Source organism: Alteromonas sp. B31-7, from assembly GCF_015767655.1.
Lineage (GTDB): Bacteria > Pseudomonadota > Gammaproteobacteria > Enterobacterales > Alteromonadaceae > Alteromonas > Alteromonas australica.
Map to the genome: position 1 here is coordinate 3,351,543 of NZ_CP065233.1, position 16,903 is coordinate 3,368,445.

General features: G+C 44.7%; 15 protein-coding genes and 1 other RNA gene. 6 read left to right on the forward strand and 10 right to left on the reverse strand.

Annotated elements, in window-relative coordinates:
* Positions 1-78: 78 nt before the first annotated feature.
* Positions 79-3,024, reverse strand: a complete 2,946-nt coding sequence (locus tag IUA53_RS14530) for a TonB-dependent receptor (protein WP_044058765.1) — start codon at positions 3,022-3,024, stop codon at positions 79-81.
* Positions 3,025-3,572: 548 nt separating this feature from the next.
* Here IUA53_RS14530 and IUA53_RS14535 point away from each other — a divergent pair.
* Entirely contained in the window at positions 3,573-3,866 is a 294-nt protein-coding gene (locus tag IUA53_RS14535) for a late competence development ComFB family protein (RefSeq protein WP_044056398.1), read from the forward strand.
* 23 nt (positions 3,867-3,889) lie between these two features.
* Here IUA53_RS14535 and ffs read toward each other — a convergent pair.
* Both ffs and IUA53_RS14545 read right to left on the reverse strand, forming a co-directional pair.
* An RNA gene (gene ffs, locus IUA53_RS14540) (signal recognition particle sRNA small type) lies at positions 3,890-3,986 on the reverse strand.
* Between the two features lie 114 nt (positions 3,987-4,100).
* The gene (locus tag IUA53_RS14545) at positions 4,101-5,159 is read right to left on the reverse strand and encodes a Glu/Leu/Phe/Val dehydrogenase (protein WP_196897301.1); all 1,059 of its coding nucleotides are present in this window, start codon (positions 5,157-5,159) and stop codon (positions 4,101-4,103) included.
* A gap of 193 nt (positions 5,160-5,352) precedes the next feature.
* Here IUA53_RS14545 and IUA53_RS14550 point away from each other — a divergent pair, with 193 nt between their 5' ends.
* Positions 5,353-5,820: an Lrp/AsnC family transcriptional regulator gene (locus IUA53_RS14550; RefSeq protein ID WP_044056395.1), complete on the forward strand. Its 468-nt coding sequence runs from the start codon at positions 5,353-5,355 to the stop codon at positions 5,818-5,820.
* Positions 5,821-5,872: 52 nt separating this feature from the next.
* Here the strand turns inward: IUA53_RS14550 and maiA are convergent, their stop codons facing one another.
* The 7 genes from maiA to pspA all read right to left on the reverse strand — a co-directional run bounded on the left by maiA (position 5,873) and on the right by pspA (position 12,051).
* Complete coding sequence (gene maiA, locus IUA53_RS14555) at positions 5,873-6,529, reverse strand: maleylacetoacetate isomerase (protein WP_196897302.1); 657 nt, start codon at positions 6,527-6,529, stop codon at positions 5,873-5,875.
* Between the two features lie 86 nt (positions 6,530-6,615).
* Positions 6,616-7,626, reverse strand: a complete 1,011-nt coding sequence (locus IUA53_RS14560; protein ID WP_044056392.1) for a fumarylacetoacetate hydrolase family protein — start codon at positions 7,624-7,626, stop codon at positions 6,616-6,618.
* A 259-nt stretch (positions 7,627-7,885) separates the two neighbouring features.
* The gene (tyrR, locus tag IUA53_RS14565) at positions 7,886-9,442 is read right to left on the reverse strand and encodes a transcriptional regulator TyrR (RefSeq protein ID WP_196897303.1); all 1,557 of its coding nucleotides are present in this window, start codon (positions 9,440-9,442) and stop codon (positions 7,886-7,888) included.
* 183 nt (positions 9,443-9,625) lie between these two features.
* Positions 9,626-10,426, reverse strand: coding sequence for a phenylalanine 4-monooxygenase (gene phhA, locus IUA53_RS14570; protein WP_044056389.1), 801 nt, complete (start codon positions 10,424-10,426; stop codon positions 9,626-9,628).
* Positions 10,427-10,611: 185 nt separating this feature from the next.
* On the reverse strand, positions 10,612-11,058 hold the full coding sequence (pspC, locus tag IUA53_RS14575) for an envelope stress response membrane protein PspC (RefSeq protein ID WP_044056388.1): 447 nt from the start codon (positions 11,056-11,058) through the stop codon (positions 10,612-10,614).
* Entirely contained in the window at positions 11,055-11,294 is a 240-nt protein-coding gene (gene pspB, locus IUA53_RS14580; RefSeq protein WP_044056387.1) for an envelope stress response membrane protein PspB, read from the reverse strand. The genes pspC and pspB overlap by 4 nt, the downstream gene beginning before the upstream one ends.
* 73 nt (positions 11,295-11,367) lie before the next feature.
* Positions 11,368-12,051 carry a phage shock protein PspA gene (gene pspA / locus IUA53_RS14585; protein ID WP_044056386.1) on the reverse strand — a complete coding sequence of 228 codons (684 nt, stop codon included), beginning with the start codon at positions 12,049-12,051 and terminating at the stop codon, positions 11,368-11,370.
* A 199-nt stretch (positions 12,052-12,250) separates the two neighbouring features.
* On the opposite strand from pspA, the gene pspF reads away from it, so the two are divergent.
* From pspF to IUA53_RS14605, 4 genes are read left to right on the forward strand one after another with little or no spacing between them, the layout of a single operon-like run.
* Positions 12,251-13,369, forward strand: coding sequence for a phage shock protein operon transcriptional activator (gene pspF, locus IUA53_RS14590; RefSeq protein ID WP_044056385.1), 1,119 nt, complete (start codon positions 12,251-12,253; stop codon positions 13,367-13,369).
* A gap of 3 nt (positions 13,370-13,372) precedes the next feature.
* On the forward strand, positions 13,373-14,995 hold the full coding sequence (locus IUA53_RS14595) for an ABC transporter substrate-binding protein (RefSeq protein WP_196897304.1): 1,623 nt from the start codon (positions 13,373-13,375) through the stop codon (positions 14,993-14,995).
* Positions 14,992-16,023, forward strand: a complete 1,032-nt coding sequence (locus IUA53_RS14600; protein WP_196897305.1) for an ABC transporter permease — start codon at positions 14,992-14,994, stop codon at positions 16,021-16,023. The genes IUA53_RS14595 and IUA53_RS14600 overlap by 4 nt, the downstream gene beginning before the upstream one ends.
* Positions 16,010-16,903, forward strand: a complete 894-nt coding sequence (locus IUA53_RS14605) for an ABC transporter permease subunit (RefSeq protein WP_044446532.1) — start codon at positions 16,010-16,012, stop codon at positions 16,901-16,903. The genes IUA53_RS14600 and IUA53_RS14605 overlap by 14 nt, the downstream gene beginning before the upstream one ends.

The window sequence follows — 16,903 nt, forward strand, 5'->3', positions numbered from 1 at the left end:
GGTGTTTTTTTGTACAAATTGAGATGAAAAAACAAGGAAGTGCGATGAGTGCACTTCCTTGTTAGGAGTTCTAAATAATTAGAACGTATAGTTTACGCTGAAACGAACGTAACGTGGAGTCTGCCAAGCCGTTGGCAAACCGTAGTTAGGATCTACATCAGGGTTTAATGGATCAAGCGATGATTCATCATCGTAGATCTCATAAACTTCAGTGACCTTGTCGTTGTTAAGCACGTTAAAGATGTCAGCACGTACAATCAGAGTTTGGTCATCACCAATATCGATGTTGTAAGATGCTGATAAATCAAGTGAGTAGTAGCTGCTTGTGCGGCCACGTGAACCACGTGGAGCTAGCTCACCACCTGCGTAGAATGACTCAGAGTCATACGCTTGTGCAAAAATATCCGTTGGGTGGTAACCAAAAGCGTTAATTGGTCGACCAGTCCAGAACTGGAAGTTAGCACCAAGTGTTAGGTCTTCTGTAACTGCGTATGCACCATATAGTTTAACTTGGTGACGACGATCGTTAGGTAGGTCACCGTATGCGCCATCAAGAAGTCCTGGTTGGTCAAACAATGTTGTTAGACCCGCATCGTCCTGACCGTTATCTGAACGTACATAACCTTCGTTGTTACCCCAGCTGTGTGACCATGTGTAGGCTGCGTTTAACATCCAAACACCGTCCCAAGCACGTTCCCAAGTAAAGTCAACCGCAGCGTATTTACGTACAGACTCTGGGTATCCTAGCTGCTCTGCAGAAAGGTCCATGTATACTAACTCACCGTCAGTGCCTGGTAATTCGGTAGTACCGATAACCATGTCAGAACCTGGGTTAGTTAATACGTACTGGTGGAAACCAGTCCAGATATCAGAAACATCACCGTAACCATTTTCTTCAGCCCAATCGATTACCGCCGCATCGATTGCAACGTCTTCGATAGTAGTGGCAAGTTCACGATAAGTACCTTGGATAGCCATGCTCCACTCGTCGGTAAGCTGGAACTGGTAACCCGCGATGAACTCATCTGAGTACATTGAATCCATGTTCTTATCAACTAGCTCTTCAGGAGACTTAGCTTCACCATTAGCGAATACGTCGTCTGGCTGAGTTTGTGCGCCAGTTAAGTTTGGAATAAATAGAGATTCGTCAGCGTAGCCTTCAAACTCATAGTATTCTTGGATATAGGTCTCAGCACCCGCAAGACGGATGTTAGTGTTAGCCGCAACTGGTAGGTAATAACGACCATAGCTTGCCCATGCTTTTGACTCGCCGTCGCCGTTAATATCCCATACAGCACCTAAACGAAGTGCCCATTGGTTATCTAACTTAACGAAAGTGTCGCCATTAGCATTGAAGTTTTCGAATGAATCATTACGAACACCCATATTGATAACTAGGTTATCAGTCACTTGCCATTGGTCTTGAATGTAGTATGCGAAGTTTTCAGATTCGAAATCACCACCTACCTCATAAGTTCTATGACGAACTTGGTAGATTTCTTCGTTTGCTGGATCGCTATCGTCTACATAGTAAAGGTAGTAAGCGCCACCTGAGTTAATCGTTACGTTAGAAGCCGTTAGCTTCTCAGAATCGATACCAAAGCGGATTGAGTGATCGTCTAAGTACCAGTCAGCGTCGATACGGAATACTTCACGTTCATCATCGCCTTGGTCTACAGAGAAGTTAGCAAAGGTGCTAGTTGGAATGAACGAGCCAGTGCTGTCATAACGGAAGTAAACAGCTGGGTTAGCATCTAATGAACTGCGTGTAGTACGGTCGGTTTGGTTTACACCGTACTGTGCAGAGATAGAGAAGTCATCATTGATGATACTTGTCCACTTAGCCGTGTAGTTTAAACCACCTTCATCTTCGTAACTTGTGGTAAAGGTATCACTTAACGCGCCATCAGTAGAGTCGTAACGACGGATTTCTGTTGAAGCTTCATCTGAAAACGCTGTCACTTCTAGGATGTTGTTTTCTGTCACGTACCAATCAATTTTTGCTACCCAGAACGCATCATCATCTGTTTCTTCATAAACGTTTTGGAATACACCACCGGTAGTGCTTGTTTGTGAACCAGCATAAGTTTGCTCAGTTGAGCGTGGGTTAAATAGTGCGTAGAAGAACAATTTGTCTTCGATAAGTGCACCACTTGCCCAAATGTTAGCATCAAATACGTCGGCTTCATCTTGCGTATTATCAATACGGTATAAACCGTCTGTTGTACGACGAGAAGAATTACGCTGTTCGCGAAGCGCATCTGGCTCCCAATAAACGTTTACACCGGCTTTAAATTCGTTGCTACCACTTTTCGTTTTAGCATTGATAACACCACCAGTAACACGACCGTACTCTGCAGAGTAACCACCTGTCTTAACTTCGAATGTTTCATACATGTCGAATGGAGGGTTGCTTGAACCTACACCAGTACGGAAGTTTGTGATGTTCAAACCATTGATGTAGTAAGCATTCTCACCAACCGATGCACCACCAATTGAAGGAAGGTTACCGAACGCCGAGTCACCTTGTGTTGTACCTGGAGCAAGTAATGCTACTGAAGTAAGGTTACGAGGAACAGGAACGCGGTCTAGCGTTACTGCGTCTACGACGATACCTGTGCTTGAACTTGTTACATCTACCATTGCAATAGTAGAACCAGTCACTTCGATGCGCTCAACATCAGTGCTAGACAGTTTCATGTCAAGGTTGGTTTTACCACTGATGCTTACACGCACGTTTTCTTGGATTGTTTCACGGAAACCATCTTTTTCAGCCACTACGTTATACGTACCTGGTGGTAAAAGAGGGAAACGGAAATTACCGTTAGCATCAGTAGTTGCAGTACGGGTCAAGCCTGTATCTACATTTTTGATTGTGACAGTAACACCTGAAAGGATTTCACCACCGATTTCGATAGCACTACCTTGAATGGCGCCGTTAGTATCATTCGCTAATGCTGGCGTTGCAACACCAAGACTCAGCGCTACAGCTAATGCCGCGGCACTTCTCTTATATTGAAGCATGTTTAACTCCCTGGATATATGTGTGTTTTCGTTAGGTATTAACTTTTTATTAAAAGTTTTGAAAGATAATCTAAACGATTGATTTTTATATGGACTTAGCTTTTCATCCGAAAGTATAAATGCCATAAACCCACAGCACTTTGCAACTTTTTAGTGCACAATTTACGTTGAATGACGGCGACAAAACAACCAATAATTCAATAAATGCATGATATATAAGACTTAAGCATAAGGACTAAAAGTTCCCTATTTGCGATGAATGACATTTTGAAAATGACGCATCTTGCGCTTTTTTTAGCCTGTTTCCATGGCAATGGGGCTAAGTGACCAGTAAAAAAGTAAGATTAAGTCACGACTTTCACGTTGTATCAATATACGAAGGGTCACTTCCTTCTTTTAGGATGGGTTCATTTTGTGACTTTTATACAAATTCTAATGAAAGCGATTCGACATCAATGAAATACCGTCTATACATTTATATGGGAGATGACTGTTTAGGCACATTGAGCCGTAGCAGCAAAAACTAACTATTTTTGAAGGCTATTAACATGAAGTTAGATGATGATATTCATAACTATTACGAACATCTCGTATTAGAACGGTTAACTGAGCTAGGCTTAGATACTGAAAAGAGCCCAGATTACCTTGCTGATGTATGCTGCTTAGCGCTAAACCAAGTACCGCCTCGCTATATCCGTTACGAGGTAGATATGGCTTTCTATCTACCACAAAGTGAACGCAATCAAATGGAAATGAACGTTGCCCATGCCGTGGATAAAGCGATTAAATTTTTAAATAATTCGGAAACAAAGCCACAAGATAAAGAAAAAGCAGCGGTGTGATAATGTGGGGGTATTGGGTGGCAGGCCTCCAGCCACATCCCGGCACATGAGTCGTCTGCTGCGGCTGCTCCCTTCCAGGCCTGACCGGATTCACAGAGTATCATTGCGGGAGGACCAAAAGCCCACCATAGAAGCGCAAAACGGATTTTCGATTAAAAACGAAACCTGATTCAAATCAGCAAATTCTTGCTGTCTGAAGCGCGGGGCGCATTATGACGATTTGCTCCGTAACTTTCAACCCTTATTCGAAAATCGTTCTTCTGCCATCGCATTTGCCACACGACTCGTCGCACAATTTTCCTGTTCAGCCCGCTGATAAACCAGCTTTAACGTAGCGCCGATCTCTTCGATGTGTGTTTTCAACGCATTGTTGCTACTAGCGCCCATACGCTGATGATAAATATCGATGATACCACCGGCATTTATCACGTAGTCAGGGGCGTAAAGTATGCCGCGTTCTACCAAAAGGTCGCCTATTTCTTCTCTGGCAAGCTGGTTATTAGCCGCTCCCGCAATCACTTTTGCTTTAATTAATGGTAATGTCTGATCATTTATTGCTGAACCAAGCGCACAAGGTGCTAATACATCTACATCTAGGCTTAAGATGTCTTCTGGTGCAACAGCAGTTGCGCCCAATTCTTTCACCGCTTTCTCAACCCCTTCTGGATAGATATCTGCCACAAAGAGTTTTGCTCCGGCATTGCGTAGATGCTGAGCTAAGCGATAGCCTACGTGCCCCATGCCTTGTATGGCTACGGTAACGCCTTCTAGGCTTCTATTTAACCCATGCTCTACCGATGCTTTCACGCCAACAAACACACCATAAGCCGTAGAGGGAGCAGGATTACCATCTGGTGTTTCCCCCGCATAATGATACTGCGCATCTACCCCAGCAATATATTCGGAATGTTTTGCCATCGATTTCAAATCGGTGACCGCGATACCTGAATCTTCGGCGGTAAAATATTTCCCGCCTAGTGAGTCGACAAACTTGCCCATGGCTTCCATCATTTCGGGTGTCTTTTGTCGTCTTGGGTCCCCAATGATCACAGATTTTCCACCGCCCAATGCAATATTTGCCATGGCGGCTTTGTAGGTCATGCCTTTTGATAGTCTCAGCACGTCGGTAAGTGCTTCTGTACTATTAATATAGGGCCACATTCGACAGCCGCCTAACGCAGGCCCAAGGTGAGTATTATGTACAGCAATAATTGCACTGAGCCCTGATGCTTCATCATGATAAAATGCTACATGTTCGTGATTATCGAATTCAGCGTGATCGAAAACTGACATTGGGTCCCTTTTACTTTAGTGTGGTGAATTGGCCAAGTGTAACGGATCAATGTGAGGACAAGCCTTGCTATGTTCACTGAAGCCATTTATAAACTGAAATTCAAAAATACCGATGACTATTTTACTAGGATGCTTATCCTAGAATTTATTTTGCGATATAATAATTATCATAAAAACGATGGAATAAATGTGCATGAAATTAGATAAGTTTGACCGTGAAATACTGCGAGTATTGCAGCAGGATGCCACCGTCTCAATGGCTGATTTGAGTCAGCGTGTTGGATTATCTCACACCCCTTGTTGGCGCAGGGTTAAACGCATGGAAGCTGATGGGATCATTATCGGTAAGGTAACCCTACTAAACAGCAAAAAACTGAATTTAGGTGTCTCGGTATTTATCTACGTCACACTTAAAAATCATGACGGAGACTCACTGACCGACTTTGAAAATGCTGTACAGGGTATAGATGAAATCGTCGAGTGTCATACGACCAGTGGTGAAAAGGACTACTTATTGAAAGTCATCGTGGAAAGTATTGAAGAATATGAATACTTGTTAAAAAACAAGCTGACCCATCTTCCACTTGTTGACCACTTGAGTTCTACCTTTGCCTTAAAACAGGTTAAGAACACCACGGAATTACCCATAAAACGGCAATAAATGTAGCAGGGGAAGCCGACATACATGCTGGTTACCCTCGCTACAAAAGCACTTACCCCACCCTATCAGATTGGTTTTCGGGCAATGCCCGTTGAAACTCGTCCAACGTATTACAGTTGTTCACAATTTTACTGATTAACGGAAAAGCACTCATATCCACGCCGAATCGCTTCGCGTTAAATACTTGTGGCACTAAGCAAACATCGGCCATAGTGATATCAAAATCAAAGCAATACTTTCCAGCTTGAGTTTGTAAGCGCGCTTCAATAGCCTCAAAGCCTTTTACTATCCATTGTGCCGCCCACTCAGAAACGTCACCCTGCGAGGCGCTAAAATGCTCTTTTAGCGCATTAAGTACACGCAAGTTACCAAGAGGCTGAATATCACTAGCAATATCCTGGGCAAGCGCCCTTACCCGTGCGCGCTCTGTTTTATGTGCAGGGATAAGTGGGTAGGGAGAAGGAAATCGTTCATCAAGGTATTCAATGATGGCCAATGACTGGTTAAGAATAATGTCTTCATCATCGTCAACGAAGGTAGGAACTAACGCCGAAGGGTTAAGCTTTTTATAACGCTCACTATGTTGCTCACCCCCGTCGCTTGTAAGGTGCACCGGTATATATTCATAATCAACACCTTTTAAATTGAGTGCAATTCTAACTCTGTATGTGGCGGTAGAGCGCCAATAACCATATAACTTAAAACTCATGCTCTGGTCCCCTTGCAAAAAATGGAATTGCACGTAGTGTGCGTCAATAATTCGATGAAGAATGTCCAACCACGTTTTACTTAATACTAGTACAGTGGCTTTACCTGTTGTTCAATGGCACCAAACACGCTGTTTCCTGCCCCATCGAGCATTTCTATACGAATTAAGTCGCCAAATTGCATAAACGGGGTACTTGGTTTACCGTCTCTAATGGTCTCAATCATGCGCACTTCTGCGATACACGAATACCCTAGCCCTCCTTCCACAATGGATGACCCATGGGCAGTACCTTGTTTGTTAGACACCGTCCCTGAACCAATAATACACCCCGCACCTAGGTTCCTACTTTTTGCAGCATGAGCAACTAGCTGCGCAAAGTTAAATGTCATGTCTGACCCCGCATCGGGTTTCCCAAAAAGAGTGCCGTTATAGGTGGTTCGCAGAGGTAAGTGAACTTTGGTGTCTTGCCATGCCCCTTCAAGTTCATCGGGTGTGACAGCCACCGGCGAGAAACTTGACGCCGGCTTTGATTGAAAAAAGCCGAAGCCCTTTGATAATTCACCGGGAATAAGCCCTCGAAGCGAGACATCATTGACCAACATGACTAGGCGTATACGTTCCGCCGCTTGTTGCAAGGAGCATTGCATAGGAACATCATCGGTGATCACCGCGACTTCACCTTCAAAGTCTATTCCCCATTCGTCACTAGGGAGAATAATGTCGTCTCGTGGCCCTATGAAATCATCTGAACCGCCTTGATACATTAAAGGGTCAGTCCAAAAACTCTCAGGCATCTCAGCATCACGCGCTCGTCGCACAAGCTCTACATGGTTAACATAGGCACTGCCGTCTGCCCACTGATAGGCGCGTGGCAAAGGTGAACAACATCTTGATTCGTCGAACGCTGAAGCCTCCAGCTCACCTTGGTTTAATTGCACATATCGTTGTTCTAATTGCGGGGCGAGATGTTGCCAATTATCAAGTGCTTGTTGCATTGTGTCGGCAATACCCGCAGCAGAATAGGCAGTGGCTAAATCACGAGACACTATCATAAGCTCCCCGTCTCTTTGCCCATTCTTATAGCTGGCTAATTTCATATTACGTTCTCCTGTTACCTTAACTCACGCTTCATTCAATACTGGCGATAACTAAACGCCCTGCAGTCGTGATGGCGATCCGCTACTGCGTATTTATGCCACTAATTGGCAAGACAGGGGAAGACGAGAGTTAATAAAATGAAAACGCAACGTAACTTTAGATTTACAAGATGCCTTTCATACTGGCCTTCACACCCCCCTGTAAGGCGGGTGTGCTGAGGCGAGGGAGAGCATTGTCAACTTTACGAAACAGACACCTTCAAAGCTTAATCGTCGCTTTGTTGATGCCGTACTCTCTAAGTTTGTTTGCAATAGCAGTATGGCTTAACCCCAGCTTTTTCGCTAACTGGCGAGTACTGGGATAAAACGGATATAGTCGTTTCAGTAAGTCCTTTTCGAACTTCTTCACTTCATCATCTAAGCTGCCATCAAAGTTCTCATCAATATATGTCATGCTAGGCGCGCAACTTGGCAACTGAATATCTTCTTTAGTTATCTCTTTCCCATCTAACAAAGATAGTGCTCTAAAAAGCGCGTTTTGCAATTGCCTGACGTTTCCTGGCCACGGGTAGTTCTGCAGAAATTCCACACACGACTTGCTTAATTTGGCCGGTCGTCGGCCCAACTTTGTGCTGTGTTGAGCGATAAATGCCTCGGCTAGTGGCACAATATCCTGTCGCCTTTCTTTTAACGATGGCATAACCAACGACAGTACGTTCAGCCGGTAATACAGTTCTTTTCTAAAACGCCCTTCTTCCACTAACTGACCTAAATCACGACATGTGGTACAAATAAAGCGAACGTCTACGTTTACCGGTTGAGTGTCGCCTACCCGCCGAAATTCTCCATCTTCTAATACGCGCAATAGTTTTGCTTGAAGCTGGTGAGACATATCCGCTATTTCATCGAGCAGCAAGGTGCCTCCACGTGCCTGCTCAAGTAGCCCAACTTTTGCTGAAGGTTGGTTGAAAGCCCCTTCGGCATACCCGAAAAGTTCAGTTTCTGCCACACTGTCAGGCAAAGAGGCGCAGTTAAGTGCAAGAAACGCCCCTTCACTGCGGCGGCTAGATTGGTGACACGCTCGGGCTATCATCTCTTTGCCTGTGCCTGTTTCCCCAAATATGAGGACAGGCGCATCAAGATCGGCGATGCGTTTTGCTTCATTAACCACCTTGTGCATCACAGCTGACTCAACAACGAAACGGTCAAAACTGTCGGTGGGCGATTGGTGGAAAGCACTGAATTGCTGCCCTAACCGCATTTCAGATTTTAGTAAAATAACCGCGCCAGCCACGATATTTCCGCAGTCTCCATCACTGACCGTAATGGGTAACATATCGGCCAGGTAATCTTGCTGGATAAACTTCACTTTTGCAGATTGAGGGCGCGGCGCACTTCCTTCCATCCAGCGATGAAAGTTAAAGCCTTTGACCACGTCAGCAATATCACTGCCTACCACCTCGATATCGGGCATTTCTAGCCCCGAGGTTACTGCCTCATTGCAGAGCAGAATTTGCCCCTTTGCATCTATGGAAAACACGGGGTCAGGTAGGGTTCTCAAAATTGCGGAAAGCTGATTTTTCTCTCTTTCCCCAGGCATGAATAAGGTTGTTTTAACGTCGTCGATTCCATCAATACGTCTGATTTTCGGCATTAAATGTTGAAAATCAGCAAATTCGATATTGGGAAAGTTGAGAAAGATCTTTCCTGTGGGGTCTATTTCGATCCCTCGCAGGTCAATCTCATGAGTCACGAGTATATCCAGTACATCTTGTGCAATACCGAGTCTGTCTTGGCAGGTAATTTCTAAGCGCATATGTGTATTCATATCATTATTGTAAACATATATGTACAGACTATCACACTTTTACAAAAAAATAACAATAGAATCGGCAAAATCAAAAGTGGTTATACGGCGCATAGCCGCAGTGGCAATACCGCCTCAATAAAAGCATAGGTGAAGTTAGCGGCAGTGGCTCCCCACTACCGCGTGCGAAGACTAACTGGCTTGTCGTGCTTTCGTGTCAAATAACGCAGGGAAAAGCCCATGGGATTTAGCTTTTTCAACCCACGTCATAATGTCCATCTCAGCGATGTCAAACAAATGATCAAACGAAGGCAAAATGTAATATAACGGCTGCATGATATCGATGCGATAAGGCGTTCTCAGCGCATCTAAAACCGTAAATGGCTGTCTTAATGGTACATCACTGTCCAGTGAATACACGGTTTCTCCCGGCGATGAGAGAATGCCTCCACCATAAATTTTCAGGTCGTTGCCAGACTTCACTAACCCAAATTCTACGGTGAACCAATATAACCTCGCCAAGAACACGCGATCTTCTTTACTGGCTTTTAGCCCTAGCTTGCCGTAAGTGTGAGTAAAGTGAGCAAAGGCAGGGTTGGTTAAAAGTGGGCAATGACCAAATACTTCATGAAAGATGTCGGGTTCTTGCAAATAATCAAACTGTTCCCGGGTACGAATAAAAGTCGCTACCGGAAATTGCTTATTGGCTAGCAAACGAAAAAACTCGCCAAAATTAATCAACGCGGGAACGGCGGCTGTTTTCCACCCCGTGTTCGCCATAAGTACCTTGTCAATATCGGGTAATTGTGGAATGCCATCTTTGGGAAGCTTGAGTAACTCCATACCCTTTAAATATTGCTCGCACGCCCGCTTTTCAATTAGGGGGCGCTGGCGCGCATAAAGCTCTGTCCAGACAAGGTTCTCTTCTGGTGACCAGGCTATCAAGCCTTTATCGTCAGGTTGACGCGACTGGTAATTCGTTTCTTTTGTCATACTCACTTCGATGCACTCATGAACGTTAGGCCAATTAGTCTAAACACATTGTCCTTGAGGTGAAGCTTTTGGAAACGGGAACGAAAGGCAAAACGTGTAACATTACGTTTACAAAATGATATACCCCCTTGAAAAGACATAAAAAAACCACATCAAATGATGTGGTTTCTATACGATGGGGTGGATTACAGTCGGCTTATCTCGCGATTCAATTGGTACTCTTTCGACGTTACGTAGGTTTCCATTTTGCGTAAGCGCTGTTCCGCTCTATCGAATCGGTTACGGATATCATGAAAGGCCTGCTTAGGGGGCTCGCCTGCTTGCCACACCTTCGTTTTCACCTCTACTTTTTGACTTCCGTGATTGCTGCTTTGATTACGCCAGCCCTTGCCTCTTGCTTGAAACGTGGGCGGCTCATCATGTTTTACATCACCCAAAGGTTTCTTATCTAAAATAAACCATCCCGCAATATAGGCAACAAATACAAAGGGTCCAGCGAGCAAAAAGAAACCGGTAACCGTTAGAATTCTGACCAGCCACGTTTCTAAGCCAAAATAATGCGCTATTCCGGCACACACCCCTGCGATCCTCGCATTGTCGGTGTCGCGGTATAACTGTTTACCTTGTCTCATGCGCGGTTCCTCCATTCAGGTGCCTCACTATCAAGAATTGCCTCAAGTGTCTGAATGCGGTCGCTCATTTTCTCGGCCTGTTCAGCCAACGATTGCAACGACGCTTGCTCTTCGGCACTCAACCCCTGATTAACCTGCTTTTTGCTTCGGTAATGTAAAATTAGCCAAATAGGTGCCACAAAAATCATAAATATGACTAAGGGCATTACTAGCATAGCAATGATACCTTCATCCATTGTCAAACCTCCAACAAACCCATCTAGGTCTGCCCATCATGTGGGCAGACACCATTAACTTTCTTATTTTTATTTACTCTGACTGACTCGACGACGTGTTGTCGCCTTTTACTTTGGCTTTCAATGCCGCCAATTCTTCATCAATCTTATCGCCAGACTCAAGTTCCGCAAATTCATCATTTAACGTCTTTTTGCCTAGGTCATAAGCGTCTACTTGCGATTCTAAATCGTCAATTTTGCGCTCGTATTGCTCAAAACGTCCCATGGCATTATCAACTTTTGTGCTGTCCAAGGTACGCTTCACATCTAAACGAGAGCTGGCCGTTTTCTGACGCATAATAATAGCTTTCTGACGCGTTTTCGCATCAGCCAGTTTATCTTGCAATTGACCAATCTCATCTTGAAGCTTACTGATTTGCTCATCAACAACAGACAGCTCTTTACTTAAACTTTCCGCCGCTTCTGCTGACTTTTTCTTTTCCTGTAATGCCGCTCTAGCAAGATCTTCCCTATCTTTACTTAATGCAAGTTCAGCTTTTCCTTGCCACTCGGCAACGTCACTTTCATACTTATTAATCTGACTGACAATTTCTTTTTTGTTCGCCAGCGTTTTAGCAGAAGCAGAACGTACCTCAACTAATGTGTCTTCCATTTCTTGAATAATCAACCGAACCATTTTTTCTGGATCTTCGGCTTTGTCTAACAGCGCATTAATATTTGAATTCACAATATCAGTGAAACGCGAGAAGATACCCATAATAATTACCTCTTACTCGAAAACTGGTTGTACCAAACAATAGGTTATAGAAGAGTATTCAATTTGCTTGCCAATGTGAGTCATTACTATAACACCCTAATTTAATTGAATTTTCAATCAGATTAAATAATGCTCGAACAACAGCTTTTTTTGCTCTACACTATTTATTGGTCGAAATGACTAAATATTGAGGAAATTAATGAGTAGGTACCGCCAACAAGACAATTTGCTGGGCCAAGCCAACAGCTTTTTAGAAGTGCTAGAGCAAATTTCTCAGATAGCGCCCCTGGATAAACCTGTGTTGGTTATTGGTGAGCGGGGGACAGGTAAAGAGCTAGTGGCCGCCCGTTTACACTTCCTGTCAAAACGTTGGGATCAAAACTACGTTAAGCTTAACTGTGCAGCACTTAACGAAAGCTTACTGGAAAGTGAATTGTTTGGCTATGAAGCGGGGGCATTTACCGGCGCAGCGAAACGCCGTGAAGGGCGCTTTGAGCTGGCTCATAACGGCACCTTGTTTTTAGATGAACTGGCAAATACGTCTGGGTTAATTCAGGAAAAGCTACTCCGCGTGGTGGAGTATGGTGAATTTGAACGGGTTGGCGGCAACAAAACAGTGAAAACCGATGTTCGCTTAGTTGCAGCAACCAACGAAGATCTTCCTGCGTTAGCTGACGCAGGTGAATTTCGAGCTGACCTCCTCGACCGCTTAGCCTTCGATGTTATCACCATCCCCCCTTTAAGAGAGCGACCAGAAGACATTATGATGCTGGCGGAAAACTTTGCTATCAATATGGCAAGGGAGCTCGAAATGGAATTATTTAGTGGCTTTACTGAGCGCGCCAAACGAATACTCATGGAGTACGACTGGCCCGGCAATATTAGGGAACTTAAAAATGTGGTAGAACGAGCCGTATACCGCACAAACAACCCTCACCTGCCTGTTCATGAAATTGTTCTGGATCCTTTTGAGTCTATATACCGTCCTAAATCTCGCGTTAAAACTCATGATCGAATTAGCAGCATTGATGAAGCGCCCAGAATCACTCATCAACCCCCTGCCAATGACGATGCAGATACGCAGGATACGACATCTCTGCCTGTAACCAATGTGGGAGAAAGCGCGCCAAATTACCCCATAGATCTAAAAGAGCTTTCTCAACAACACGAAATAGACATGATTAAACGTGCACTGGCAGATAGTCAGTATAATCAGAAAAAAACAGCGGAAAAGCTCAGTTTGACTTACCATCAGCTAAGGGGCTATTTGAAAAAATACAATTTATTAGATTCGTCGGCAGAAAGTGCGGAGTGTTAGTCAATGCGCATTAGTTCATTAGGTTACGTTGCGTTTATCGCCACTCTGCTAGCGGTGCTGAGTGCCTGCACCAAACGTGATGAACAAGCCTTTTATAATAGCGGTCTGATTTATTGCTCTGAAAGTAACCCCGTTACGTTTAACCCACAACTGGATACATCGAGTACGACAGCGGATGCCACCGCCCATCAAATCTACGATAGATTGCTCGACTTTGACCCAGAAACCGGGCGCATTGTACCGAGTTTAGCCAGCAGCTGGCTGGTGTCAGACGACGGCTTAACTTACGCTTTTCAGTTACGCAGAGATGTTCAGTTTCATACTACCGACTATTTTACACCTTCGCGTAATTTCAATGCAGACGATGTTATTTTTAGTATTGATAGATGGCGGGATAAAAACCATCCCTTCCACTATGTATCCGGCGGCCGGTACCCCTATTTCGAAAGCTTAGGTTTAGCCGATAATATCGTGGATGTGGCTAGGGTAAATGGGTATCGCGTTGAGATTACGTTAAAACGCAGAGACAGCTCTTTCCTCGCCAATCTGGCCACCGACTTCTCAGTCATTCTGTCTGCCGAATACGGCCAACAATTACAAGCCCTAGGCTTCCCCAATCGCATTGACCAATATCCCATAGGTACCGGCCCTTTTTTATTCGAGAGTTATCGCAAAGACCACTTTATTCGCTTTAAACAAAACCCCGATTATTGGATTAAGCAGGCTGTGGCAAAGCGATTGATATACGATATTACGCCTAGAAGCTCACTTAGGCTGGCAAAGCTTATGACGGGTGAATGCGATGCAACGGCGTTTCCGGCACAAACCGAACTTGAAGTGATCCGTGCAAAAGAAGATCTCGTTCTTGCTGAAAAACCTGGCCTTAATATTGGTTTTTGGGCCTTCAACACCCAGCGCCCTCCCTTTGACAATCAAGATGTTAGAAGGGCCTTGGCGGCAGCCATTGATAAAAACACCTTGTTAGAAGCGGTTTATTTTGACAGTGCCACCCGCGCAAAAACATTGCTTCCTGCTGCAAGCTGGGCGTTTCAAAGCGACGCGGACGATACCGCTTATAACCCCGTACTTGCCCGAAAACTCCTGTCTGATGCCGGGTTTCCCAATGGCTTTAGCATGACTATCTGGGCCATGCCCGTTGAACGCGCCTACAATCCCAACGCGGCTAAAATGGCAGAGCTTATCCAGCGTTATCTCGCAGAGGTGGGCGTCACGGCCACTATTGTGAGTTACGATTGGGCAACATTCCGTCGACATTTGCGAGAGGGCTTGCACGACTCTGTGCTAATCGGTTGGTCAGCAGACAATGGCGACCCTGATAATTTTTATCGTCCCCTTTTAAGTTGTGGCGCCATCCCTTCAGGAACAAATCGCGCCATGTGGTGTAACCAAGATTATGATAGGCTGTTAGACGAAGCACTGGCCACAGACAACATAGAAGAAAGGCGTGCTATATATCAACAAGTTAATCGTTTATTGTACGAACGTCTTCCTCTTGTCCCCATTGCTCACGCCTTTAGATATCAGGCGTACCGCGAGGAACTACAAGGAATGGAGATTAACCCCTTTGGTGGTGTACGCTTTGGTGGAGTGAGTAAAACACTGTGATTCGAATTTTATCTCGATACAGCATTCTCTTTATTTTAACGCTACTTGTGTTGGCAATATTGTCGTTTGCCCTAGCCTACCTATTCCCTGGCGATGTTCTACAAAATCTGACAGGCATTGTGCCTGCAAATGAAATCCAACGAGAGGCGCTGATGCGCCAATATCGTTTAGACCAGCCTATTGTCTTTCAGTTTGTTCATTACCTCGGTAATCTTCTTCAAGGTGATTGGGGCTATAGCTCAGCGTCAGGCCTTTCTCTTCGAGACGAAATTGGCATTGCCCTGCCTGCCACAATTGAGCTAAGTACATACGCTATACTGATGGCAATGTTTATCGGTATACCGCTCGGTTACTATGCCGGAATTCGCAGCTATTCAACCTCAGATCACGCCATTAATGCGTTGAGTATCACAACCTATAGCATTCCTGTGTATTGGTTTGCACTTATCCTAATTTTGATTTTTAGCTTAAATCTGGAAGTGGCGCCTATCTCAGGTAGGATCAGCCTTCTGTTTGATATAGAGCCCGTGACGGGTTTTATTCTTATCGATATCTTGTTGGCCGAGGGTATTGATAGAGGTGTAGCACTTCGTGATGCATTTTCTCATTTAGTCATCCCAACCTTTGCGATTGGTGCCATTACCACAGCCTCTATGGTGAGAATTACCCGACGTTCCGTGATTGACGTTAAGCACAGGGCATACATTGCGGCGGCACGCTCCAGGGGATTATCTGGGTGGCGAATCTTTTCCCAGCACGTGCTTCGTAATGCGCTGCTTCCCATACTTCCTTTAATGGTTATTCAAATAACCACCTTAATAACAAACGCGATGATTGTGGAAACGCTGTTTTCTTGGCCGGGTATTGGCAGCTGGTTGATTCAAGCCATTTACCAAAGAGATTACCCCGCATTACGGGTAGGGATGTTAGCCGTATCTACGCTTGTCATATCGCTTACTATATTAATCGATTTGTTTAACCGAATAATCGACCCTAGCAGAGAAAAGTACGAACGTGCCTCAGTTTAGTTTATATGAAGAAGCCTTTCATCCGTCACCTTGGCATCGCACCTGGGTGGCCTTTCGTGAAAGCCACATCGCTATTGTGGGTTTATTTGTCTTGGCCATTTTCGTTATTTTTTCGCTATTCGCCCCTTTGCTAACGCCCTACGACCCTATTGCACAGAACATTGATGGGTTACTGATCCCGCCAAGCTGGCAACCCAATGGCTCTATCTCCTATTTGTTCGGTACCGATGCCCTGGGTAGAGACTTATTTTCTCGTATTATGTATGGATGCAGAGTAACCCTAGGTTCTGGCTTTTTAATGGTAGTATTGGCGATGTTAATTGGGGTGAGTATTGGCACCTTCGCCGGTATGCTTCGCGGAGTACGCTCAAGTATTGTGAATCACCTTTTAGATGCCTTAATGGCCATTCCCACATTGCTCATCGCAATTATTATTGTGGCGATTTTAGGAACTGGCTTGGTGAATAGCATGTGGGCAATTACATTGGCGCTGATACCCCAGTTTGTTCATCGCACACGAAGCTTTGTGCGCGCCGAAATGAAAAAAGAATATATTCTGGCGTCTCGCTTAGATGGCGCAAACAAATGGCAATTATTTGTCCATTCTATTTTACCGAACATGACGGAAATGCTTGTTGTACAAGGTACTTTGGCATTGTCGGTAGCCGTTATTGATATTTCAGCGCTAGGTTTTTTGAACCTCGGTGCCCAGTCACCGTTACCCGAACTGGGTGCCATACTTGCCGATGGTCTTGATGTAACCTACCTGGCGCCATGGAACGTGGCGTTACCGGGATTAACCATATTCTTATTAGTTCTGTCGATAAATATCGTGGGTGACGGCCTTCGCTCAGCCCTTAGAAAAAGAGTGAGTCACTAA

Excerpts from the sequence above, each read along its gene's own strand:
- IUA53_RS14530 (WP_044058765.1), bottom strand. The coding sequence starts at position 3,024 with ATGCTTCAATATAAGAGAAGTGCCGCGGCATTAGCTGTAGCGCTGAGT.
- IUA53_RS14535 (WP_044056398.1), top strand. The coding sequence starts at position 3,573 with ATGAAGTTAGATGATGATATTCATAACTATTACGAACATCTCGTATTA.
- IUA53_RS14545 (WP_196897301.1), bottom strand. The coding sequence starts at position 5,159 with ATGTCAGTTTTCGATCACGCTGAATTCGATAATCACGAACATGTAGCA.
- IUA53_RS14550 (WP_044056395.1), top strand. The coding sequence starts at position 5,353 with ATGAAATTAGATAAGTTTGACCGTGAAATACTGCGAGTATTGCAGCAG.
- maiA (WP_196897302.1), bottom strand. The coding sequence starts at position 6,529 with ATGAGTTTTAAGTTATATGGTTATTGGCGCTCTACCGCCACATACAGA.
- IUA53_RS14560 (WP_044056392.1), bottom strand. The coding sequence starts at position 7,626 with ATGAAATTAGCCAGCTATAAGAATGGGCAAAGAGACGGGGAGCTTATG.
- tyrR (WP_196897303.1), bottom strand. The coding sequence starts at position 9,442 with ATGCGCTTAGAAATTACCTGCCAAGACAGACTCGGTATTGCACAAGAT.
- phhA (WP_044056389.1), bottom strand. The coding sequence starts at position 10,426 with ATGACAAAAGAAACGAATTACCAGTCGCGTCAACCTGACGATAAAGGC.
- pspC (WP_044056388.1), bottom strand. The coding sequence starts at position 11,058 with ATGAGACAAGGTAAACAGTTATACCGCGACACCGACAATGCGAGGATC.
- pspB (WP_044056387.1), bottom strand. The coding sequence starts at position 11,294 with ATGGATGAAGGTATCATTGCTATGCTAGTAATGCCCTTAGTCATATTT.
- pspA (WP_044056386.1), bottom strand. The coding sequence starts at position 12,051 with ATGGGTATCTTCTCGCGTTTCACTGATATTGTGAATTCAAATATTAAT.
- pspF (WP_044056385.1), top strand. The coding sequence starts at position 12,251 with ATGAGTAGGTACCGCCAACAAGACAATTTGCTGGGCCAAGCCAACAGC.
- IUA53_RS14595 (WP_196897304.1), top strand. The coding sequence starts at position 13,373 with ATGCGCATTAGTTCATTAGGTTACGTTGCGTTTATCGCCACTCTGCTA.